The sequence below is a fragment of the Myxococcus sp. MxC21-1 genome, assembly GCF_032612255.1.
Classification (GTDB): Bacteria; Myxococcota; Myxococcia; order Myxococcales; family Myxococcaceae; genus Myxococcus; species Myxococcus virescens.
Genome location: NZ_CP123278.1, coordinates 3,721,252 through 3,741,668, shown reverse-complemented (window position 1 = coordinate 3,741,668; position 20,417 = coordinate 3,721,252). Strand labels below are relative to the sequence as shown.

The window sequence follows — 20,417 nt, the reverse complement described above, 5'->3', positions numbered from 1 at the left end:
CGCATGCGGGCCATGCCGCTGGCTTGGGAGCGCTACGGGATGATTCAGGTCTGTCTTGTGAAGGACGGTCAACTTCTCACCGGTGGTGAAGAGCTGCTGGGCGAGGAAGGCCGGAAGTGGATCGACGTCCTTCATCCGACCGAGGAGGTGTTGGCCCGGCTGGCCGCCCAATTCGGTCTGCACAAGCTGGCCGTGGAGGACTGCCTCCACCTGGACCAGCGACCCAAGCTGGAGGAATACCCCAACCACCTGTTCGTCGTCCTCCAGGGATTCACCGTCACGGGCAAGGACATCTGCGAGGTGACGTTGCACGAGCACCACTACTTCCTGGCGAAGGACTGGCTCATCAGCGTCCACGAGCTCCCCTTCGCGGGCCACGACACGGTGATGCGCCGCGTGAAGGACGACCCGCAGGCGACGCTCATCCGCGGGACCGACTTCGTCTTCTACATGCTGGCGGACACGCTGGTGGACGCACAGTTCCCCATCCTCGACGCGTTCAGCGACGAGCTCGAGGACCTGGAGGTCGCCATCTTCGAGAAGCCCGAGAAGTCCCACCTGCAACGCATCTTCGCCTTGAAGCGGATGCTGGTGACGCTCCGGCGGGTGCTGTCGCCCCAGCGCGACGTGGTGGGCCTGCTGTCCCGGAGAGGCATTCCCCATGTCCACGAGAAGACGACGCTCTACTTCCGCGACGTGTACGACCATCTGGTGCGCCTGTACGAGCAGATTGATACCGGGCGCGACATCATTGGCAACGCGATTGACGGCTACCTGTCCATGGTGGCGAACAAAACGAACGATATCTCCAAGCAGCTCACCATCTTCGCCACCATCTTCCTGCCGCTGTCCTGCATCGTCGGCTTCTTCGGGCAGAACTTCGACCGGCTCTACACGAACGGCGCCTGGTACCTGATGTGGGCGTCGATTCTCGGGCTGCCGGTGGGGATGGTCTTCTGGTTCAAGCACAAAGAGTGGCTCTGACAGTTCCGCGAGGAGAGGAAACATGCTGACCGTCACCGTGGATGGCGTCCCCCTGCACTACCGGGACGAGGGCAAGGGCCCCCCCGTGCTGCTGCTGCATGCGTTTCCGCTGAATGGCAGCACCTTCGACAAACAGGTGAAGGCGCTGTCGGGGCGCTACCGCTTCATCATCCCGGACATCCGAGGCTTCGGTGAGAGCGCGTTGGGCGAAGGCCCCACGGAGATGTCCCGCATCGCGCGTGACGCGCTGTCGCTGCTGGACGCGCTGAATCTGGACACCGTGGTGGTGGGTGGAGTGTCCATGGGGGGCTACGCCGCCATGGCCCTGCTGCGCGAGGACGCGGGGCGCGTCAGCGGGCTGGTGTTGATGGATACGCAGGCCACCGCGGACGACGCGGAGGGCAAGGCGCGCCGGGAGACCTCCGCGGCACAGGCGCTGGAGGTCGGCGTGGAACCCATCATCCAGGCCATGCTTCCCAAGATGGTGGCCGCGGAACCGGACTCACCGGTGGCCCAGGAAGTGGCGGCACTGATGCGCGCGGCCTCCCCGCGAGCGTCGCGGCCGCGCTGCGCGGCATGGCCCTGCGTCCGGACAGCAAGGACATGCTGGCGCGGTACGCGGGCCCGGCACTCGTCATCGTGGGCGAGCACGACGCCCTCACGCCGCTGGCCAAGGCGAAGGAAATCGCCGGACTCATCTCCGGAGCGAAGCTGGAGGTCATTCCGGATGCGGGGCACCTGGCCAACCAGGAACAGCCCGAGCGGGTCAACGCCGTGCTGGATGCCTTCCTGACGTCGCTTCAGGGGCCCAGCGCCTGAGTGCAGACTGGTGGCACGCCGTGGCCCATGCGAGCATGCGGGCTGGACATTCCAGTCCGCTGCCGCCGAGGGTGCCGTGGACCGCATGCATCTGAAGGACGTCGAGGACCGCGAATCCGATGGCCACTACGGCCGGCTGATTCGCATGGCCCGAGAGGTAGGCTCTCCCGTCCCGCAAATCTGGCACCTGTTCGCGTACAAGCCGCGATTGGGCGAGGCCCTGTCCCGCTTCACCCATGAAGTCATGCGGGGCCCTTCCCCGCTGTCGCCCGGACTGAGAGAGCTGATTGCCGCGTACACGTCGCGCGGCAACCAATGCTTGTTTTGAACGGGCTCTCACGCCGCGGTCGCGGCGGAACTGCTGGGCAATCCCGACCTGGTGAAAGCGGTCCTGGAGGACGTGGCGACAGCCCCCATCTCCGAGGCCGAGAAGGCCCTCTTTGCCTTCGTGGACACCCTCAACCACCGTGCGGCGCAGGTGGGACGGGAGGACATCGCACACTTGAAGGACGCCGGGTGGACAGACGAAGCCCTCTTCGACACCGTGACGGTGTGCGCGCTCTTCAACTTCTACAATCGATGGATTGACGGCACCGGCGTGCAGGACATGCCCGCGGAGATGTATCAGCGCAGCGGGAAGCGGATGGCCGCCACAGGCTATGCGCCGCCGCCACCCGCGAAGCCCGAGGAGTAACACCGCCGCGCGAGCGCTCAGCGGCGATGCTTCCGCTGGGCGGCTTCGAGGACGGAGTCCTTGAGGAGATAGCCGAATCCGGCGTTTCGCAGGCGGAGGGACAGGTCGCTGACCGTGGTGCGCAAACGCTCCGCCGTGTCCTCCAGATGCCAGTCGCACTGGGCAAGCTGTGACAGCAGGTAAGCCCGGCGCGTCTGTGCCGCCGACAAGCGATACGTCTTGAGGTACTCCAGGGTGCCGTCCGTACCGACGATGGCCTCGCCGATGTGGTTCTCCTCTGCCGGGTCCAGCGAGGTGTGGAAGCGCTGGAGGAGAAAACCGCCCGCCTTGTAGACACGGGTGGACGACACGCTGGCACCGAAGAGGCTCCCGGCCATGAAACCGTGGAAGTCGGCCCAGTCCTGGCGCATGCGGTGTACCTCGTTGCGCAAGTCCTCCAAGCTGGATACCCGAGCGTCATCCAGGGTGAGCCCCAGTTCGGGCGCGTCCCCCAGGAATCCATACTGGAGCAGCAGGTCGCCATAGAAGTCCTCCACCAATGTCCTGTGGAGCGCGCGGTAGTCATCCGGGTGCGCGACGACGAAGGCCGACAGCAACACGTCCGCCTTGAACAGCAGCAGGCCCACCTGCTGCGGATGGATTTCGAAGGTGCGCAGCGCCCCATCCAGCATGGGCGAAGCCCACCCAGGGACCGAGCTCTCGGAGCGAGGGTCCAGGCCTCGCGAGAGGCCCTCGCGTGAATACTCGGCCCAGGCAGTCTCTGGCCCACCGAACTGCAAGGACAGGAAGCCCTCCATCGCCAAATGCAACGGGAGCATCCGAAGCTGGCGGCGGTCTTCACGGTGCACCATCCGGTGCAGCAGCCGGATGGAGAAGGGGCCCGCCTTCAGGCGCTTCCCGTCCTCGGGTTGCAACTGCGTTCCATAGACGGCTTCCGCCTGGCGGTTTCCCCACGTCATGACCAGGCCGTGAGGAACATACGAGATGTACTTGAGGCCAGGCTCTTTCAGCCCACCCTTCACCGAGACGACCGCGGCCACGTCATCGTACGTCCGCAAGGTCATGCGGAGGTCGCCACGCACCTCGTCCCTCAAGACTGGCACCAGCCGGATGCCGCCCCAGACCTGAGACTGAGCCAACCGCAAGCCCGCGGGCTCCAGCCGTTGAATGAGCCGTGCGTCCGTCATGATTCGCCCTCCTCCGCCGGCGGCGCATCCTGACGGCGCCCCTCGTCATGGCCCTGCGAGCCCCCAGCGTCTCGCTGCAACATCGCGCCCACGCGCGACGCGAGGTAGGCCTCCAGCTCGGAGAGCGACGCCACCCCCTCCGCGAAGCGCGCGAAGCCCAGCACCGTGGGCACGTCCTCCGCGTCCCTGACCCCCACCGTGGGCACGGCCGCACCGAAAGAACGGGGGGCATACCCCTCCGAATCGAACACCGGATTGACGTGGACCAACGCCGTGTGGCGCTCCGGGTCGAGCTTCGAGCGGAATACGCGCGTCAGCTCGGCCACCGCCTTGGGCGGGTCATTGTCGTAGCCGTCGGAGACGATGACCACCAGGTCGGCGCCCCAGGCCAACGCCTCCAACAACGGCGTGGCGATGTCCGTCTGCCCTCGCGCACTGACGAGCAGCGGCTCCTCCACAGGGCACGTCCACCACGCGCGGTACTCCCGGGCGGCAGCGGACAGCAGGTAGTGCGTGGCCAGTGCCACACCGAGCGGACGGCGGCGCTTCTCCAGCGACCCGGACGACGAATAGCTGTTGTCCAGAATCGCGGCCACCCGCTGCAACGGCGACGGGGCCCTGCGCAGGACGCGGGCCGCGGCTTGCGCCAGCGCGGCGTGCAGCTCCGCGTGGCGCTCCCGGCGAACGTCCGGCGACAGGGCCAGGACATACAGCGCCAGCTTCGTCAGGGATGCCCGCCCCAGGTCCACCGGGGGCGGCGTCCCGCGCTCACGCGCCGCGGATTCTTGCAGGCGCAGGCGCTCCGCCGCCGTGAGGCGCGGCTCGATGCGCCGGAGGAACACCTCGCGGGAGATGCCGTGCTTCACCGCCAGGCCCTCCGCCACCGTGTACGGCAGCTCGTACAGGGCCTCGTGGGTGTAGTGCGCGCGGCGAAAGGTCTCCAGCAAGGGCTGGGTGAAGGAGCGCTTCTTCCAGCCTCGGAAGAGGAACGGCCCCAGCTCTCCCTCCAGCTTCAGGTGTCCGTGGGACACGGCAGCGCGCAGCTTGGAACGGTACTTCACGGCGTCGAAGGCCAGGTTGGCGCGACCGTGCACGAAGTCCCGAGCAATCGCACGCGCCCGGCGGTTGTTGATGCGCCGGCCGCGCAGGGACTCCAGGACTCGGAAGGCCCGCTGGGGCGGCAGGGCGCGCAGCGCGGCGGCAATGAGCGCGCCCTCCTCCGCCTTGTCCCGGGCATCCGCTGGGCTGCCACTGGCGAGCAGGTTGAGGATGATCTGCGCTTGATTGAAGTGGTTGATGCCCGCCGCGAGCGTCCGTGCATACAGCCGGCGGTAGTTCCCCAGGATGTACTGGTGCAGGAACTCGATGGAGACGGACTGGCCGCGCGCGTCGCCGTAGAACTCCCGCTGCCCCGTGCAGGAGAAGCAGGCGTTGACGAACATCACCAGGTCTTCGCGGGCGACCTGCTCGACTCGGGCTTCCGCCAGTGCGGCCATCGTGTGCACGTCCTCCCCGGGCACCCGGGCTTGGGAAAGGAAGCGCCGCTCGGGGAAGAGTGAAACGACCGCGGGTCAGGCTCCAAAGGCTTGAATCGGAAGTCGCATCGGAGTCCCGCGAGCGGCGCGCCGAGGCTACCACACGATTCGAGGCGAGGGACCTGACACCCCGGCCAGCGCCAACCTCAGGGCTGGCACGTCACCTGGCTATTTTCCACCGTGCAGGCGGAACAGGTCGCCGTCTCCGTCAACACGCCCTGGCGGCACTCCAACACGGCCTGGCCGTCCGCGCGGCACAGTCCCGTGCCCTCGGCGCTGGAGGCACAGGCGTCTCCCGCGACGTTGTTGGACGTATCACACCGCACGGCCTCCGACGTTTCACTGCAGCCCAGAGGACCCCGGCAGGGCAGCTCACGCCAAGTGCCGCCCCGGCACTCGAGCGCCAGCACCCGCTCCTGACAGACGAAGCCGCCTCCGTCGCAGTCGCCTCCCGCGCTCGGGCCACAACCAGCGAGGAGCAGAGAGCCAACCAACGGGACGAGTGCGAGAAGTGAGCGGTTCATGGGCACCAGCCAATATTTCGAGCGTCCCGCCGCCGGTCAACCACCCAGTGTCTCCTGGAAGAAACGACGGAAGTTTCCACCCATGACGCGTTCCACCCAGGACGGTGGATGGCGGCGCAACAGCGCCTCGGTGAGCAAAGGCAACCCGGTGACATCCTTCATGCCACGGGGAAGCGGCACCATTCCGTCGTAGTCGGAGCCCAACCCCACCCCGCCCTCCCCCATGACGTCCACGGCGTGCTCGATGTGCCGAACCACGTCATCCACGGTGTCACCGCCCAGATAGACGGGGGCGAAGATGATGCCCACCACCCCGCCCCGGTCTGCGATGAAGCGCAGGGATTCGTCGGAGAGGTTGCGCCAGCCGCCGCCCGCCGCGCGAACGCCCGTGTGCGAGCAGAAGAACCGGACCGAGGGGTGGGTGAAGAGATCCTTGAGGGTGGACTCCGAGGCGTGCGCCACATCCACGCTCATGCCCAGCCGGGCCATCTCCTCCATGACATCCCGGCCCAGCGGTGTGAGGCCCCGGTTGCCCATCATCGGAAAGGAAGAGCCGCCCAGGTCGTTGTTGGACAGGTGGGTGAGGCCCATGAAGCGCACCCCACGCTGGTGAAGCTCCGACAGACGCGCCACCTGGCCTTCGATGGCGTGCCCCCCTTCCACGCCCAGCACCGCGGACAGCCGCCCCTGCGCGAGGTTGTCCTCCAGCATGGCGCCGGTCGTGGTGATGCGGGCGGCATCCCCGGAGCGCGCACAGAAGGACGCCATCTGATCAATCTGCCAGAGCGCCCGGGTCCACTCGCTCGCCCGGGCCTCGCGGGGCCACCCACGCCACGCTGCGAACACCGGGAAGCCTCCGATGAAGGGGAAGCCCCGGGTGACGATGGTGAAGCACTGGAGCTTCACCCCCGCCTCCCGCAGGCGGGGGAAGTCCACATGCCCCTCTTCAGAGCGTTCACACAGGTCGCGGTTCCACATGAGGGAATCCGCATGGCCGTCCGCGATGCACCACCGCTGGTGGAACTCTTTCACGTCACCCATGCGCGCAAGTCTGCCCACCCGCGTGCGCGAAACAAGCACCACCCGCGTCCCGGTGCTCACTCAAGGTCCCTGCCCCGCCCCCTGTGCCCCCGCCGTCACTCAAGACCCCGACCCGGATGTCGTGCGCGGCGGGGCCTCTGGACGTACGGAGTCCTCCCAGCGCAGCACATCCGCCATCTGGCGGCGGCAGCGGGCGTCGCGGCGGACCTGGGTGGCCTCCCGCATGGCTTCGGTCGGTCCGTAGGCGTACCCCTGACCGGCCAACACGGCGCGCAGGGCGTCCGCCAGTTCCTGCCCGGACTGGAAGCGCTCTGAGGGATCCCGGCGCAAAAGCCGGCCGAGGATGGCCCGCATGGCCGGGGACAATCCCTGGGTGGCGCGTTCCACATGCGCCGGAGCCAGACACGCCATGCGCGCGGCCATCAAGGGCGCGGGCAGCCAGCTGGGCACCTCCGCCAGCAGCACCTCCGCGTCAGGCAGCGGCCCCGCGGCAAGCGCGGCCCGCTCCACGTCCTCCAGATCCAACAGGTGCAAGCCGGTGAGCACCTCCAGCAGCACCACGCCCAAGGAGAACAGGTCGGCGCGTCCGTCCAGCGGCATTCGCGCCAGCGCTTCCGGTGAGGCGTAGGCCAGGTCGCCCCGGACGACATGGGTCTCCGTGACAATGCGCCCCGGCAGCTTCGCCCAGGCCATGGCGAAGTCAGACAGCTTCACATGGCCCCGCGCGTCCAGACGCAGACTCCGCGGCGACACATCCCGGTGGACGATGCCCAATGGACGGCCCCGGGCGTCTTCCAGCGTATGGGCATGGTGCAGCGCATCCGCCACTTCCGCGCCCACGTAGGCGGCGAACGCTTCCGAGAAGGGCCGGCGCCGCAGGGCCGCGTAGCTGATGAGCGTCTCCAGGGACTTTCCGTCCACGTGCTCCATGACCAGGTGGGGCAATCCTTCATGCACCCGCACCAGGAACACCTGCACGATGGCCGGGTGGCTGAGCCGCATCAGCAGCTTGACCTCTTCGCGCAGGCGCGCGCGACCCTGCGCGTCTCCGACGTCCTGCAAACGTTTGATGAGCACGAGGTCGCCGGGGACGCCCGCATAGTGCCGCCGGGCGAGCAGCAGCTCTCCGGAGCCCCGTGCCCCGAGGTAGCGGATCAACTCATACGCCGTGGCCCCGGTGGTGAAGAGAATGAATGGCTTTGAAGCGGGCGGCTCTGGGGGGTGAGTGGACATCTCGGGTGATGCCTCCTGAGCAGGAAGTCCTCCCCTGGGTTGGGAAGGCGTGAGAAAACCTCACGCATCCCTCCTACCACCCACGTCCGACACACCCTTCCAACCTCCCAGAACGGATTCAGGGAAAAAAGGAAACGGCCCCCGCCGAAGCGGAGGCCGTCTCTGAGCGGTCCGTGAGGAAACGAGCCGCCCGCTGCGCTCGACGCGTTGACTACTACTTCTTCTTCTGCACCGGCTGCGTCACGGTCAGCTCGCGCACCACCATGTCCTTACCGTCCCGGACATACGAGGCGCGGACCTGGGCACCCTCTTCGATGTCATCCAGCTTCAGCGGCTGGTTGTTGTGCAGGATGCGCGTCTGGTCGTTCGTCTTCAGCTCGAGCTGCTTGTTGTTGCTGGTGTCGACCACGGTCAGCTCATCGTTGCCAGTGGAGAGCACGCGGCCGCTGACGCTGCTCGCGGCAGCGGTGGCACCCGCCGCGCCGGAGCCACCCAGGGCCATGTCGTCATTCAGGTCCGTCCGGCGATCAGCCTCGGCCTCGGCCAGGTCCTGGCGCTCGTCCTGGACGTCCTGCTGCGCGCTGGCGATCTCTTCGGCGGCCTCACGCTGCGTCCCAGCGATGTCCTCCTGGGCCTCCATTTGCGTGCTGGCGATGTCCTCCCGCGCGTCCTGACGAATCTCCGCCGTCTCCTGCTGCGCCTCCACCTGAGCCTCGGCGACGTCCTGGCGCTGCGACTCGACGTTGTCGCGCTTGCTGCAGCCAGTGACGACCAATGACATACCCGCAACCGCAGTGACCGCCATCATGAGCTTGCGCATTTGTTCCTGCTCCTTTCACGTGGAATCGGGAGAAGGTTTCCCCCTCACTCACTTGCGGCCGAGAGAGCGTTTCCCCCGGCGTTGGGCAGAAACTGGGTGCTCCCCCCTCCCTTGAACAGGGGTTGTCTGGCGCACACGGATGCCTTAGGGGCACACGGCGGACCACGGAACGCATGGCCGCCTGCCTGCCCTACCAGGGAACAAGGGCAGAAAACGGAGATACCGGGCCCAGCCGCAAGAACGGCTAGAGACCGCCGTCCGCGCACAGCGGCGCGCCTTCTCGCGCCCACCGCGCGATGCGCTCGCGCTCCTGTGCCGTCGGCATGGGTACCGGACTCCCTGGCGGCGGCATGTCCTGGAACACGTACGCGCGCGCCTGGATTCGCGCCGCCATCGCGTGCGCACCTGGGATACCTCCATCCTCGGGCGCGTAGTAGTCCAGGCGGAATGACGTCACGCCGCTGTTGCTCGCATCGGCGCCGTGGCACGAACTCACGCAGCTCGCCGCCAAGATGGGCTGGATGTCCTCGCACCACGTCGGCACGGGCCCCGCGTCACCGCCATCCGGCACTCCCGGCAGTCCCAGCACTTCACAGGTGCGCCCTTCCCCTGGCCTCGCCGCGACACAGACGTACGGCGGCGGGCAATCCCGTGCGTCCTCACACGTCTTGCCCGTGAAATCGATGGCGTCCAGCGTGCACGCCATGGCCACGCAGACGGAGAAGGATGCGCTCGCGAGAAGTCTCTTCATGGGGCGTGTGGCCGGTATCTCAATTCCCTCCGGCCGTGTCACACCACGCCCCCGTCATCCTGGGAGGCACTGCCCGCATCCGGCCCGCCGTCCAGCGAACGAGCCTGCCCCCGAGTATTCCTGTGACGGTAGCGGGCGTACGGGTCAGCGAGCGCGTTGACAGCGCGGAGTCACCCTTGTAGTGCGTGCCCAGGTCCCGTCGTCGCAAGGAGCCGTGAGGCCATGCAGGTCTGGGTCAACGGAGAGACGCACGAGGTGCCGGAAGGCACCACCCTTTCGGCGCTGCTGGAGTCGCTTCAAGTGGGCGGCCCCGGCGTCGCCGTGGAAGTGAACGCGGAGGTGGTGCGCCGCGCCCGCCACCCCGAACACCACCTCCAGGCGGGAGACCGCGTGGAAATCGTCACATTCGTCGGCGGCGGCTAGCCAGGAGTCCGCACATGAGCATCCAGGACAAGCCTTTCACCATCGCCGGAGTGACGTTCAGCTCCCGGCTCATCCTCGGCACGGGGAAGTATCCCAGCCACGACATCATGCAGCGCTGCCACGAGTCCTCCGGCACGGAGATGGTGACTGTGGCCGTGCGCCGCCTGGACCTCAAGGCCACGGGCGAGGCGTCGCTGATGAACTGGATTGACCGCAACCGCCTGCGCCTGCTCCCCAACACGGCGCTCTGCTACACGGCGGATGACGCGGTCCGCACCTGCCGGCTCGCCGAGGAGCTGGGCATGAGCAAGTGGGTGAAGCTCGAGGTGCTCGGCGACGAGAAGACGCTCTACCCGGACGTCGAGGAGACGGTGAAGGCGGCCCGCATCCTGGTGAAGGAGGGCTTCACCGTGCTGCCCTACACCAGCGACGACCCCATCACCGCCCGCAAGCTGGAGGACGCGGGCTGCGCGGCCGTGATGCCGCTGGCGGCGCCCATCGGCAGCGGCCTGGGCATCCGCAATCCGCACAACATCCGCCTCATCCTGGAGACGGTGAAGGTCCCCGTCATCGTGGACGCGGGCGTGGGCACGGCGTCCGACGCGGCCATCGCCATGGAGCTGGGCGTGGAGGCGGTGCTGATGAACACCGCCATCGCCGGCGCGCAGGACCCGGTGCGCATGGCCGTGGCCATGAAGAAGGCGGTGGAGGCCGGCCGCGACGCGTACCTGGCGGGCCGCATCCCGCGAAAGGCCTACGGCTCCGCGTCCAGCCCGATTGACGGGCTCGTCCACCACTGACGGCCGGGGGCGCACGGTGGTGCCTTCCACCCTTCCCCGGCTCGTCGTCATCACCGACTGGCGCCTGCCGTCCGAACGGCTGAGGTGGGCGCTCGCCCGGGCGCTCGACGCCGGGCCCGAGGTGGCCGTCCAGCACCGCCACCCCGAGGCCACCGGGCGCCGCTTCCTCGACGAGGCGCGGGAGCTGGCCGCGTTGTGCCACCCACGTGGCAACCCGCTCTTCATCAATGGGCGTATCGACGTGGCGCTGCTCGTCGGCGCCCATGTCCACCTTCCCGCCCATGGCCCTTCTCCCATGGACGTCCGCCCGCACCTTCCCGCCGGGAGGTGGATCAGCGCCGCCGTGCATGACGTGGCGGAGGCCCATGCGGCCCGAGGCGCGGACCTCGCCTTGGTGAGCCCGGTGTTCGCTCCCGGTTCCAAGCCGGGAGACACACGGCCTCCCCTCGGGCCGGAGGGGTTCAGCGCCCTGGCCGCGGCGTTGCCCTGCCCCGCGCTGGCCCTGGGCGGAATCACCCCCGCGCGCGCGATGACGCTGCCGGACGCGGCGGGCTTCGCGGTCATCTCGTCCGTCCTGGAGGCCGACGACCCGACGGCGGCGGCTCGGAGCCTGCTGGCCGCGTGCGCCGGGCAGGCTATGCTGCGCACCCCGTGAGCTCCACTCCCGCTGCCGCTGCGCTGCGCCCCCTCGCCATGGGGGAGATGATTGACCGTGCCGCCACCTTCTGGCGCTCCCACCTGAAGCCCCTCTTCCTGCTGAGCTTCGGCTTCACGCTGGTGAACTACATCGTGACCAAAGCGACGTTGGTGATTGGTCAGCGATTAGCGCCACTGCTCTACATGGGAGACGCGGAGTCGCGCGCCCAATTGGACCCGGCGGTCATGCTGCCGCAAGCGAGCATCACCATTGCGCTGTGGATGGGCCTGTTCCTGTTCCTCGTCTGGGCGTACTGGCTGGCCACCCTGGCCGCGTCCCGCTACGTCCTGACCGCCCAGTTGGGAGAGCCGGTCCGCCCCGCGGATGCACTGCGCCGGAGCTTCTCGCGGCTGGGCACTCTGACCGGGGTGTACCTGCTGTCGCTCGGCTGGTCCGCGCTGGTGACGATGGCGCTCATGGTGCCCGGGCTCATCCTCGCGGTCATCGGCATCGCCGTCGGAGTGGCCTCCGGTTCCAACACCCTGGCCGTCGTGCTGGGCGTGGTCGGTACGGTGCTCGCGTGCCTGGGACTGCTGGCCGCGGCGCTCTGGTACATGCTGCGCTTCCTGCTGGTGCCCCCGGTGCTGGCCATGGAGGACCTGGGCGCCTGGGAGACGTTCCGGCGCTCCGGTCAGCTCCTGTCGGGCCGCGTGGAGCCGGGCTTCATGGGACGGGTGATGGTGCGGGCAATGATTCTCTTCACCGTGGTGAGTCTCATCCTCATCTCCGTCCAGCTCGTCTCCGGGTTGCCCTCGTGGCTGGTGATGATGCCCTACGGCAGCCCTTTCGACCCGGGGACCATGGCCCGCACGCCGCAGTTGCTGCTCGTCCCGGTGGAGCTGCTGCAAACGGTGGCGCAGTCCTTCTTCACGCCCATCAACTTCGTCTTCTGCGCGCTCTTCTACCTGGACATGCGCGTGCGTCGCGAAGCCCTGGACCTGGAGCATCAGCTCAACACGATGACGCCCGCCATTTGACGACGCCCCCCGGACTCCACCGTGCCGAGCCTGCCCCTCCTCCTGCTGCTGGCCTCCCTGCCCTGCGCCGAGCGCGAGGACATCACCCAGGACCTGCGCGAGACAGCCGAACACCGCCCGGCCGGGTTCGCCGATGAAGTGAGCACGCTGTCAGCACGCCTGGGCGGAATCCCGCTGCCTCCCGCTCAGGTTGGGGACACCTCGCCCGAGCGCGCGGAGCAGATCGCGCGCTTCCTGAAGGAGGCCTGCGACGTCCAGGCGTTGGCGAACAGCCCCAGCGCCGTCCCGCCCCCACCGACAGAACCCGAGCGGCTGGAGGCCATTCTCGACCGGCCCGAGTTCGCCCGCGCGCGCCAACGGCACGGCGATGCGTTGAAACGCATCATGCGGGAGGTGACGGCGTGGCTGGAGGGCCTCTTCGAATCCCGGGAGGCCCAGGGCTTCGCGGTGGCCACGCGCGCGGTGATGCTAGGGCTGGCGCTCGCGCTCATCCTGTGGAGCGTGCTCCGGCTCCGCTCGCGGCGTGGACGCAAGGCGGCGCATGTCTCCGCCTCCTCCGCGGCGAACGCGGAGCCGTTGGTCCTGGACTCTCCGGCCGAACACCTGCGCAGGGCCCGGGCGGCGCTCTCCACGGATGCACGCGAAGCCATCCGGGAAGGGTTGTTGAGCCTGCTGTCCTCACTGGAGGAGCGGCGGCTGGCCCGGCCAGACCGTGTGCGAACGAACCGTGAGCTGGCGGCGGAGCTGCCCGGCCGCGGCGCGTCCGCGACGCTGGTGCGCGAGGTGGAGCGGCTAATGGGCTGGTACGACCGGACCTTCTATTCGCTCGCGCCGGTGGCGCCGGAGGAAGCCGCCCGCTTCGTCACCGAGGTCGAGTCGCTGAATGGAACCCTGGCCACGGAGGGCGCACGGTGACGAACACCCGGGCCGTCGTCTTCTTCGGAGTGCTCATCGCGCTGGCCCTGGCGGTGGGCCTGTCCACGCGCACGGACGCGCCTGACTCACCGGTGCCCACTGTGGAGAACACGGCGCCGCAGGGTGCTCGCGCGCTCTATCTGTACCTCCGCGAGGGGGGCCGCGCCGTGGACACGCTGCTGACGCCGCTCGAAGCCATTCCCCCTGACACGCGCACCCTGGTGCTCGCGGCGCCCGAGGGTCGGCCCGTGACGACGGAAGAAGTCACCGAGCTGGAACGCTTCGTCCAGGCAGGCGGGACGCTCGTGTACCTGTCGCCCCGCGAGTTGGGGAAACATCAAGCGGCGCTCGAGGGATGGCTGCATCTGGAGTCCGGGCTGATGCTACCCGCCAGCAGCCGCGGCCTGGACTCGACGCTGTCCGACGTGGGCGGGACCACCGTGGATGTATGGCTGCCCGTGGGTCCCCTCCACGGACTCTCCCAGCTTCGAGTCTCCCAGGACCGGGGCCTCCGCATGGGCCACGATGACGCCGTGCCCGTCGCCGGCATGGGCGGCGCGGTGGCAGTGTGGCGCAGGGCCCTGGGCAAGGGCGAGGTGTACGTGCTGGCCGGCTCGGACCTGCTGGAGAACCGGCGCCTGGAGCTGCTGGACAACCTGCGCTTCTGGGAAGCGCTGGCTGCCCGCGGGCCCCTGCTGTTCGACGAGTACCACCACCAGCTCGCGCCGCCGCCCCCCTTCTCCCGTGGAATCTGGGTCTTCACGGCGCAGGTGCTGGCGGTGGGTCTGCTCTACGTCGTGTCGCGAGGCACACGCTTCGGAGCGCCGCGCCCGCTGCGCGTGGAGCGCCACCGGTCCGTGCTGGAGTACGTGCGCAGCATGGGCTGGCTGATGCGCCGCGCGAAGGTGGAGAAGGAGTTGCTACCCGAGCTGGACCAGGCCCTGCGCCAGCAGATGCAGGAGCGCCTGGGCATCCCCGTGGGCCTGTCGGACGAGGACGCCGCGCGCCTGATGGAACAGGACGGAGGCGTCTCCGCCACCGAGTACCTGGAGGCGAAGGCCGACCTTACGCGGACTCACGCGCAGCCCACCGTGGCACCGGCGGACTATGCGCGGGTGGCCCGCCGCTACGCCCACCTGGAGCGGGCGCTGGCGGGCCGCGAAGCCCGCGCCTAGGTGGGCGGTACGTCAGAGCGCCTTGCCGTCCGCCATGAGCGCCGCGCCCACGTGGTGGCGAATCTCATCCACGCGCGCGTCCCAGCTTTCGCCGAAGATGCGCTCGGCGCGCTCGCGGTTCGGACCGGGTCTGTCCGCCAGACACTCGTCCACCTTGCGCACGAAGTCCTCGGTGTCCTTGGCAATCTTGCAGAGCCCCACCTTGCGGACCTCCGGCAGGTCCGTGGACACCACGGGCAGGCCGGACGCCAGGTACTCACGCACCTTGAGCGGATTGGCGTTGAGCGTCAGCTCGCTGACCTTGAACGGCATCAGCGCCACGTCGAATGCCTTGCTGTAGCCGGGCAGGTCCGCGTACGGCTTGCGGCCCAGCATGTGGATGTTCGGCTCGGCGCGCAGCGCGGAGTCGTCACAGTCCGGCGTCGTCTTGCCGATGATGACCACCGAGCCTTCCGGGTGGGCGCGGGCCGTGGCGATGATGGCCTCCTGGTCCACCCAGTCCGCCACCAGCCCGAAGAAGCCGATGATGGGCTTGGGCAGACGGGCGATGTCCGCGGGAATCGTCGTGGCCGGGTCGCACGCCTTCACGAAGTGGGTGAAGTCGGTGCCATGCCGCACCAGCACCGTGCGCGGATTGACGCGGGCCTTGTTCTCACGCAGCCGCTCGGCGGAGGTGATGCAGAGGTCGGCGCGCTTGAGCAGCCGCTCCTCCAGCTCCGCGATGTGGCGGCCATTGGTGTCGCTGAAGGCGGCGAACTCGTCCACACAGTGGTAGATGACGAACTCCTCGCCCAGCGTGCCGGACACCGGCGCGGACGCGGGCAGGAAGCTCCAGGAGATGGGCTTCTGGAAGCCCAGCTTCTTCATCGCCCGCAGCACCTGGAGCCGCAGCAACTGCCGGTTGGCGCCGCGCACCAGCTCCGAGCCATAGAAGGGAATGGCCAGCGGCGACAGGACGTGGATGTTGGGCTCCACCTCGCGGACGCCTTCGGTGAAGCGGCCCAGCTTGTCGAAGATGCGCTTCACGTCATGCGCGTTGGCCTTCGGCGCGCGGTTGCCAATGCTGTTCACCCAGAGGATGCGGTTCTCCCGGGAGAGAATCCGCATGATGTGGACCTTCGACAGCGGGTCCCCATCCCAGTCGTTGGAGAACACCACCAGGTCACGTCCGCGCAATGCCCTGCGCGCGAGGTCCAGCTCATCACTGCGCCGCATGTCTCGTCTCCCCCAGGCCTGAACCTTGTTCGTGTGACGACTTCAAACCGTTGTTGGAGGACAGCTCCCCGTACAGCGAGAGCAGCTCCGGCCCTGCATCCACCTGGGGCACATGCATGGGCCCTGCCGCCACCGCCTCGCGAATCACCCGCGCCAGCTCACCGGCATTGCCCGCGGCGAACACGCGGGTGGGCGCGGGCCGGGCGCAGACATCGCTGGCCACGCAGGGCACTCCCAGCGTCAGCGCCTCGCGCACGGAGATGGAGTCCCCGTCATGTGTGGTGGGCCGAACGAAAGCGTCGCTGCGCGCGATGAGCCCCAGCGCAGCGGAGTGCTCGAGCTCCCCCAGCACCTCCAGGTGGCCCGCCACGCGCGCTTCGCGGACGTCGCGGATGAACGCCTCGGATTCCAGGCCCGGACCGAAGAGCGCCAGGCCCACGTCCGGCCACGTCTGCGCCAGCTCGCGCAGGGCCCGGAACATCAGCGCGCGCCCGTAGACGGGCGATGGATGGTGCGCCATGGACAGCAGCACCCGCCGCCGGGAGCGCGCGGCCTCCGCCGCCGATGGAACGGGCCCCGGCCGCACCTGTGAGGCGCAGAAGGCCGGGAGCACGTCGATTTTCTCCGCGGGCACGCCGCAGCCCACCAGCGCGGACTTCACCGCGTCGGACACGGCGACCACCCGCGCGTAGCCCGCAAGCGCCACGCGCGCGAAGTTCCGACGCGCGTCGGACGCGGCGAGGTAGTCCGGCAACAGTCCGGAGTGGAGGGTGATGACCCGGGGAGACTTCGGCCCGGGCAGGGTTCCCACCATCCCCGCCAGCACCCAGGACTTCGGGTTGTTGCCACTGGTGTGGACGTGAATCGTCCACCCGGTGGCAACGTGCCGCGCGAGCCACAGGGCGAACGGAGCGGCGCCGCGAGCCGGGATGACATCCGGAGCCGGCCGGCCCCCCTTCCCGATATCGAGCACCTTCACGTCGACCCCGCAGCCGCGCAGGTAGCCATGAAGCTGTTGAACATGAACCGCGACGCCACCATGCGGCGGCGGGTAATCCCCGACGAGGAGCACGCGCATCGATGTGACTCCCGCGGACTACTGGCGCAGCGTGGAAGACGACGGCACGGACACCAGCGACACACGGGGCGGCAGCTCCCCCATCTCGCGCTGGTACGTCCCGAGCGGATCCGGGTCCTGCCGGATGACCCGCGCGGGCACCCCGGCCACCACCGTGCCGGGGGCCACGTCCTTCACCACCACCGCGTTGGCGCCAATGACGGCGAAGTCACCGATGTGGATGTTGCCCAGGATCTTCGCGCCCGCGCCCATGCGCACGTAGTCACCAATGACGGGAGCGCCCTCGATGCCCGAGCGCCCGCCGATGGTCACCTGCTGCGAGATGAGGCAGTTGCGTCCAATCCGCGAGGCCTTGTGGATGACCACGCCAATGCCGCCGTAGCCCAGCTGTGTCCCCTCGCCGATCTCCGCGTCCTCGGGGATGTATGAACTGTGCAGATAGTAGATGGCCTTGCGCAGCACGGCTGGCAGCAGGGGCACGCCCCGCTTCTTCAGCCCGCGCGCGAGCCGGTAGAACGTCATCGCGTCGACACCCATCACGCCTCCCAATCCCCTTGTTCCAACCCGCACCAAACTAGGTACCGCCCCGCAGGGAGGGAAGTGCGCTACCCCACCCTTCGGGCTCGCAGCCCCGCGATCAGGCTGAGCGGGCGCACCCCCGTGAAGTGCAGCACCACCAGATATCCGATGAAGAACAGTGCCCCGGCCACCGCCAGAGGCAGCACGCGCCACAGGAAGCCCGTGGGCAGGTGCGCCCAGGCCCCGTGGGCCCCAGCCCGCAGGACGAACACCGCCGCCGCCGCCGCGCACGCCGCCAGCGTGGCCTTGCCCAGCGACTGCCAGGGAATCACGTCCGCCACGCCCAGCTTCCGCTCCGGCGTGGACAGCGCTGCGGGCACCCGGGCCAGCAGCATGGCCTTGCCCACCACCTCCGCCACCGCCCACGAGCCGATGCCGCCCATCAGCCCGAAGTGCTTCACCCCCAGCCACACCAGCGGCACCGTCACCGCCGCCTTCACCGCGTAGGACGCGAAGATGGCCCGCGTCTGCCCCCGGGCGCGCAGCGTCCCGTCCATGGGGAGGATGGAGAGCACCACGCCCAGCACGCTGATGCGGAAGACAGGCACCGCGGGCAGGAACTTCTCACCGAACATCGCCCCGATGAACTCCGGCGCCGCCGAGAAGAGGAACGCCGCGAAAGGCAGGAAGAAGTAGGCCAGCTTCCCGGCCGCTTCGCGGAAGGCCTCCACGCCCTCTTCCAGGCGGCCCTCGCGCTCCAGCTCGCCCAGCCGCACCATCAGCACCTCGCTGGTGGGCGTGTACAAGAGGTCCACCACCGGCAGTTGGAAGCAGCCGACGCGATAGAGCGCGTACAGCGCCGGCGCCACCGCGCCCGCCACCGCGTACAAGTGCGCGTTCTGCTGGGGAATGGCGAGCAGCATCGCCGCGCCGAAGGGCGCCGCGTAGGTCAGTTGCTCGCGGAAGCGCTGGCGGTCCACCAGGGCCCGGTGGCGCCGCGCAGCGACACCACCCACGTCGCCAGGTAGCGAAGCGCCGCGAAGGCCGCCACCGCCATCATCATCCCGTAGAGCGAGGCGCCCAGGAGTGGCGGCACCACCATCACCGAGGCCCGCACCGCGTCCGATACCAGGTACACGACCGCGGACGCCTTCGTGCGGCCCTGCGAGGTGAGGGACACCTCCAGCGGGAAGCTCCCCAACAGAAAGGCGGTGTACGCGGCCAGCGGCAGGCGGTACTCGGCCAGCGCGGGGTTGGAGAACCAGCCCGCCACATACCCGAGCAGCGCCCACACCGCTCCCGCGCCCACCAGGCCCATGGCGGACATGAACAGCAGCGTCTGCCCCAGGAAGGGCCGCTTCGCGTCCGCGCGAGGCAGGAAGTAGTAGAGGCTCTGCACCACGCCGAACGGCAGGACGTAGTAGAGCGTCGTGGCGATGAGGAACAGCTGGTAGTACGTCCCGTAGTCGTCCAGGTTCAGCACCCGGGCGAGCACGAGGGGAATGGACAGCGTCAGCCCGGCGGTGAACAGCCGGGCCAACACCAAGGGGCCGGCGCGCCCGAGGAACGAGCCCCCGGACGCGGCCGACGTGGAACCTCCGCTCACGGAGCCTCCTGGAGGGTCGTGGCGCTCTCTGGACCCACCACGAGTTCGTTACTGGTCGCTGGCTTGGGGCTCACCCGCACCGGGGCACTGCTCAACTGGTTTCCCACGGTGGGGGTGCTGATGAAATGGGGGCGCTTCCCCGGCACCGGGCTGCTCATGCCCAGCACCCCGAAGCAGTCATCCAACTGGCAGCCGGTGAGCGCCGACGAGTAGTCGCCGAGCATGCCCAGGCTGAAGTTCTCCCACAGCACCTTGCGCTTGAGGGTGAACGGGTCACCGCCAATGCGGTTGGGCATGTCCTCCGTGGTGACACCGGAACGGAAGCCGTTGGCCGACAGCACGCGGATGACCTCGTCCGAGTACCAGCCGTTGCAGTAGGCGAAGTCGCGCACGGTGATGCCCACCTCGCGCTCGATGGCGCGCTTGGACTCCAGGATTTCGCGCTCCACCACCTCCTGCGGCTCCAGCGTCAGCACCGTATGGCCCAGCGTGTGCGCGCCGAACTCGAAGCCGTCGCGCGCCATGCGGCGCACCTCGTCCCAGTTCATGATGTCGCCCTGCTCCGGCACCAGGTCCGCGCCGCCGCCGAGTTGCTGCTCCAGCGCGTCGATGATCTCCGTCAACACGCGCGTGGGGTGCTCGCCGATGAAGTCGTCCAGCGACGCCGACACCGTCTTCTGCCCGGAGAGGATGGGCCCCAGCAGTTGCAGCGCGGGCGCGGGCAGCGAGTCGTAGAACGGCCGGAAGCGGCGCTCCTGGACCCGGCGAAGCAGGTGGAAGAGCCGGTCGTGGTTGAAGCGCTTGTCGGTGCTGATGAACGCCGTGGGCAGATAGGTGATGGCCGGAACGCCCATCTCCTTGAGCACCGGATAGGCGTACCGGTAGACGTCGCGGTAGCCGTCGTCGAACGTGACGACGCACAAGTCCTTCTTCGCCGCCCGGCGGCCATTCATGACGTCCACCGCGTCACCGATGGAGGCCAGCTCGAAGCCCGCCGCGTGCGCCTCCTCCAGGTGCCGGCGGAAGGTCTCCTGGGAGATGAGCAGCCCGGGAATCGAGCGCTGCAGCTCCCCGGTGAAGTCGCTCACCACGCGGTGGTAGCTCACGATGAGGATGCGCCTCCCGCCAGACTGGGAGCGCCGATACGCGGCCATTGCCCGCCGCATCCCGCTGTAATGGATCATCCCCGCCGCCGCCGCCTTGACCGCTCTACGCAACACCTTGCCCGTCGCCATTCACGCCCTCCGCGCGGATCAGCTGAGTCCGCCTCACATGCCCGCGCACCGATGCAGGGGAGGTGCCAGGAGGGAGGTTGGGCACCCGGGACCGGGCAGTCGAGAGGGCCAGCCGTCCGAACGGGTCGCGTGGTGAGCAGTGGACGTTCCCCTCCGTGGAACCCCGGGGCCCCCCGGCGGGCACCTCCG

Annotated in this window: 21 protein-coding genes and 2 pseudogenes; 11 read left to right on the top strand and 12 right to left on the bottom strand. The window is 68.7% G+C overall.

Going from position 1 to position 20,417, the window contains the following annotated elements; genetic code table 11:
* The first annotated feature begins 3 nt into the window (after positions 1 to 3).
* The 5 genes and pseudogenes from QEG98_RS17330 to QEG98_RS17310 all read left to right on the top strand — a co-directional run bounded on the left by QEG98_RS17330 (position 4) and on the right by QEG98_RS17310 (position 2,497).
* A complete protein-coding gene (locus tag QEG98_RS17330) occupies positions 4 to 984 on the top strand; it encodes a magnesium transporter CorA family protein (RefSeq protein ID WP_316567444.1) in 981 nt (326 codons plus the stop codon).
* 22 nt (positions 985 to 1,006) lie between these two features.
* Positions 1,007 to 1,567, top strand: a pseudogene (locus QEG98_RS17325) (alpha/beta fold hydrolase); the annotation flags it as partial.
* Positions 1,561 to 1,803, top strand: coding sequence for an alpha/beta fold hydrolase (locus QEG98_RS17320; RefSeq protein WP_316567443.1), 243 nt, complete (start codon positions 1,561 to 1,563; stop codon positions 1,801 to 1,803). The pseudogene QEG98_RS17325 and the gene QEG98_RS17320, both read left to right, overlap by 7 nt.
* Positions 1,804 to 1,888: 85 nt before the next feature.
* Positions 1,889 to 2,131: a peroxidase gene (locus QEG98_RS17315; RefSeq protein WP_216609412.1), complete on the top strand. Its 243-nt coding sequence runs from the start codon at positions 1,889 to 1,891 to the stop codon at positions 2,129 to 2,131.
* Positions 2,132 to 2,182: 51 nt separating this feature from the next.
* On the top strand, positions 2,183 to 2,497 hold the full coding sequence (locus QEG98_RS17310) for a peroxidase (RefSeq protein ID WP_316567442.1): 315 nt from the start codon (positions 2,183 to 2,185) through the stop codon (positions 2,495 to 2,497).
* A gap of 17 nt (positions 2,498 to 2,514) precedes the next feature.
* Here the strand turns inward: QEG98_RS17310 and QEG98_RS17305 are convergent, their stop codons facing one another.
* The 7 genes from QEG98_RS17305 to QEG98_RS17275 all read right to left on the bottom strand — a co-directional run bounded on the left by QEG98_RS17305 (position 2,515) and on the right by QEG98_RS17275 (position 9,588).
* A complete protein-coding gene (locus QEG98_RS17305) occupies positions 2,515 to 3,684 on the bottom strand; it encodes an ARPP-2 domain-containing protein (protein WP_316567441.1) in 1,170 nt (389 codons plus the stop codon).
* On the bottom strand, positions 3,681 to 5,180 hold the full coding sequence (locus QEG98_RS17300; RefSeq protein WP_316567440.1) for a hypothetical protein: 1,500 nt from the start codon (positions 5,178 to 5,180) through the stop codon (positions 3,681 to 3,683). The genes QEG98_RS17305 and QEG98_RS17300 overlap by 4 nt, the downstream gene beginning before the upstream one ends.
* A 185-nt stretch (positions 5,181 to 5,365) precedes the next feature.
* Positions 5,366 to 5,743, bottom strand: a complete 378-nt coding sequence (locus QEG98_RS17295; protein WP_316567439.1) for a hypothetical protein — start codon at positions 5,741 to 5,743, stop codon at positions 5,366 to 5,368.
* Between the two features lie 36 nt (positions 5,744 to 5,779).
* Entirely contained in the window at positions 5,780 to 6,784 is a 1,005-nt protein-coding gene (locus tag QEG98_RS17290) for a dipeptidase (protein WP_316567438.1), read from the bottom strand.
* A gap of 99 nt (positions 6,785 to 6,883) precedes the next feature.
* Positions 6,884 to 8,017 (bottom strand): serine/threonine-protein kinase, encoded by a 1,134-nt coding sequence (locus QEG98_RS17285; RefSeq protein ID WP_316567437.1) that lies wholly within the window; start codon positions 8,015 to 8,017, stop codon positions 6,884 to 6,886.
* A 214-nt stretch (positions 8,018 to 8,231) separates the two neighbouring features.
* Positions 8,232 to 8,837, bottom strand: a complete 606-nt coding sequence (locus QEG98_RS17280) for a hypothetical protein (protein ID WP_316567436.1) — start codon at positions 8,835 to 8,837, stop codon at positions 8,232 to 8,234.
* A 244-nt stretch (positions 8,838 to 9,081) separates the two neighbouring features.
* Complete coding sequence (locus QEG98_RS17275) at positions 9,082 to 9,588, bottom strand: hypothetical protein (protein WP_316567435.1); 507 nt, start codon at positions 9,586 to 9,588, stop codon at positions 9,082 to 9,084.
* Positions 9,589 to 9,810: 222 nt separating this feature from the next.
* On the opposite strand from QEG98_RS17275, the gene thiS reads away from it, so the two are divergent.
* The 6 genes from thiS to QEG98_RS17245 are packed head-to-tail and all read left to right on the top strand — an operon-like array spanning position 9,811 to position 14,575.
* Positions 9,811 to 10,011 (top strand): sulfur carrier protein ThiS, encoded by a 201-nt coding sequence (gene thiS / locus QEG98_RS17270; protein WP_026114303.1) that lies wholly within the window; start codon positions 9,811 to 9,813, stop codon positions 10,009 to 10,011.
* 14 nt (positions 10,012 to 10,025) lie between these two features.
* Entirely contained in the window at positions 10,026 to 10,811 is a 786-nt protein-coding gene (locus tag QEG98_RS17265) for a thiazole synthase (RefSeq protein WP_090495046.1), read from the top strand.
* 16 nt (positions 10,812 to 10,827) lie between these two features.
* Entirely contained in the window at positions 10,828 to 11,466 is a 639-nt protein-coding gene (locus tag QEG98_RS17260; RefSeq protein WP_316567434.1) for a thiamine phosphate synthase, read from the top strand.
* On the top strand, positions 11,463 to 12,485 hold the full coding sequence (locus QEG98_RS17255; protein WP_316567433.1) for a hypothetical protein: 1,023 nt from the start codon (positions 11,463 to 11,465) through the stop codon (positions 12,483 to 12,485). The genes QEG98_RS17260 and QEG98_RS17255 overlap by 4 nt, the downstream gene beginning before the upstream one ends.
* 21 nt (positions 12,486 to 12,506) lie before the next feature.
* Positions 12,507 to 13,400 (top strand): DUF4129 domain-containing protein, encoded by an 894-nt coding sequence (locus tag QEG98_RS17250; RefSeq protein ID WP_316567432.1) that lies wholly within the window; start codon positions 12,507 to 12,509, stop codon positions 13,398 to 13,400.
* A complete protein-coding gene (locus QEG98_RS17245; protein WP_316567431.1) occupies positions 13,397 to 14,575 on the top strand; it encodes a DUF4350 domain-containing protein in 1,179 nt (392 codons plus the stop codon). The genes QEG98_RS17250 and QEG98_RS17245 overlap by 4 nt, the downstream gene beginning before the upstream one ends.
* Positions 14,576 to 14,587: 12 nt before the next feature.
* Here QEG98_RS17245 and exoP read toward each other — a convergent pair whose 3' ends face one another.
* From exoP to exoL, 5 genes and pseudogenes are all read right to left on the bottom strand, one after another.
* Complete coding sequence (gene exoP, locus QEG98_RS17240; RefSeq protein ID WP_316567430.1) at positions 14,588 to 15,790, bottom strand: spore coat polysaccharide biosynthesis glycosyltransferase ExoP; 1,203 nt, start codon at positions 15,788 to 15,790, stop codon at positions 14,588 to 14,590.
* Positions 15,777 to 16,868, bottom strand: a complete 1,092-nt coding sequence (exoO, locus tag QEG98_RS17235; RefSeq protein WP_316567429.1) for a spore coat polysaccharide biosynthesis glycosyltransferase ExoO — start codon at positions 16,866 to 16,868, stop codon at positions 15,777 to 15,779. The genes exoP and exoO overlap by 14 nt, the downstream gene beginning before the upstream one ends.
* Positions 16,869 to 16,886: 18 nt before the next feature.
* Positions 16,887 to 17,405 carry a serine O-acetyltransferase gene (locus tag QEG98_RS17230; RefSeq protein ID WP_090495063.1) on the bottom strand — a complete coding sequence of 173 codons (519 nt, stop codon included), beginning with the start codon at positions 17,403 to 17,405 and terminating at the stop codon, positions 16,887 to 16,889.
* Positions 17,406 to 17,473: 68 nt separating this feature from the next.
* A pseudogene (gene exoM, locus QEG98_RS17225) lies at positions 17,474 to 18,993 on the bottom strand (spore coat polysaccharide flippase ExoM).
* The gene (gene exoL, locus QEG98_RS17220; protein WP_316567907.1) at positions 18,990 to 20,147 is read right to left on the bottom strand and encodes a spore coat polysaccharide deacetylase ExoL; all 1,158 of its coding nucleotides are present in this window, start codon (positions 20,145 to 20,147) and stop codon (positions 18,990 to 18,992) included. Before exoL ends, exoM begins: the two are co-directional and overlap by 4 nt.
* Between the last annotated feature and the right edge of the window lie 270 nt (positions 20,148 to 20,417).

Bases quoted from the DNA above. Each gene is read 5' to 3' on its own strand.
- QEG98_RS17330 (WP_316567444.1), top strand. From the start codon at position 4: ATGCGGGCCATGCCGCTGGCTTGGGAGCGCTACGGGATGATTCAGGTC.
- QEG98_RS17320 (WP_316567443.1), top strand. From the start codon at position 1,561: ATGGCCCTGCGTCCGGACAGCAAGGACATGCTGGCGCGGTACGCGGGC.
- QEG98_RS17315 (WP_216609412.1), top strand. From the start codon at position 1,889: ATGCATCTGAAGGACGTCGAGGACCGCGAATCCGATGGCCACTACGGC.
- QEG98_RS17305 (WP_316567441.1), bottom strand. From the start codon at position 3,684: ATGACGGACGCACGGCTCATTCAACGGCTGGAGCCCGCGGGCTTGCGG.
- QEG98_RS17300 (WP_316567440.1), bottom strand. From the start codon at position 5,180: ATGGCCGCACTGGCGGAAGCCCGAGTCGAGCAGGTCGCCCGCGAAGAC.
- QEG98_RS17295 (WP_316567439.1), bottom strand. From the start codon at position 5,743: ATGAACCGCTCACTTCTCGCACTCGTCCCGTTGGTTGGCTCTCTGCTC.
- QEG98_RS17290 (WP_316567438.1), bottom strand. From the start codon at position 6,784: ATGGGTGACGTGAAAGAGTTCCACCAGCGGTGGTGCATCGCGGACGGC.
- QEG98_RS17285 (WP_316567437.1), bottom strand. From the start codon at position 8,017: ATGTCCACTCACCCCCCAGAGCCGCCCGCTTCAAAGCCATTCATTCTC.
- QEG98_RS17280 (WP_316567436.1), bottom strand. From the start codon at position 8,837: ATGCGCAAGCTCATGATGGCGGTCACTGCGGTTGCGGGTATGTCATTG.
- QEG98_RS17275 (WP_316567435.1), bottom strand. From the start codon at position 9,588: ATGAAGAGACTTCTCGCGAGCGCATCCTTCTCCGTCTGCGTGGCCATG.
- thiS (WP_026114303.1), top strand. From the start codon at position 9,811: ATGCAGGTCTGGGTCAACGGAGAGACGCACGAGGTGCCGGAAGGCACC.
- QEG98_RS17265 (WP_090495046.1), top strand. From the start codon at position 10,026: ATGAGCATCCAGGACAAGCCTTTCACCATCGCCGGAGTGACGTTCAGC.
- exoP (WP_316567430.1), bottom strand. From the start codon at position 15,790: ATGCGGCGCAGTGATGAGCTGGACCTCGCGCGCAGGGCATTGCGCGGA.
- exoO (WP_316567429.1), bottom strand. From the start codon at position 16,868: ATGCGCGTGCTCCTCGTCGGGGATTACCCGCCGCCGCATGGTGGCGTC.
- QEG98_RS17230 (WP_090495063.1), bottom strand. From the start codon at position 17,405: ATGGGTGTCGACGCGATGACGTTCTACCGGCTCGCGCGCGGGCTGAAG.
- exoL (WP_316567907.1), bottom strand. From the start codon at position 20,147: ATGGCCGCGTATCGGCGCTCCCAGTCTGGCGGGAGGCGCATCCTCATC.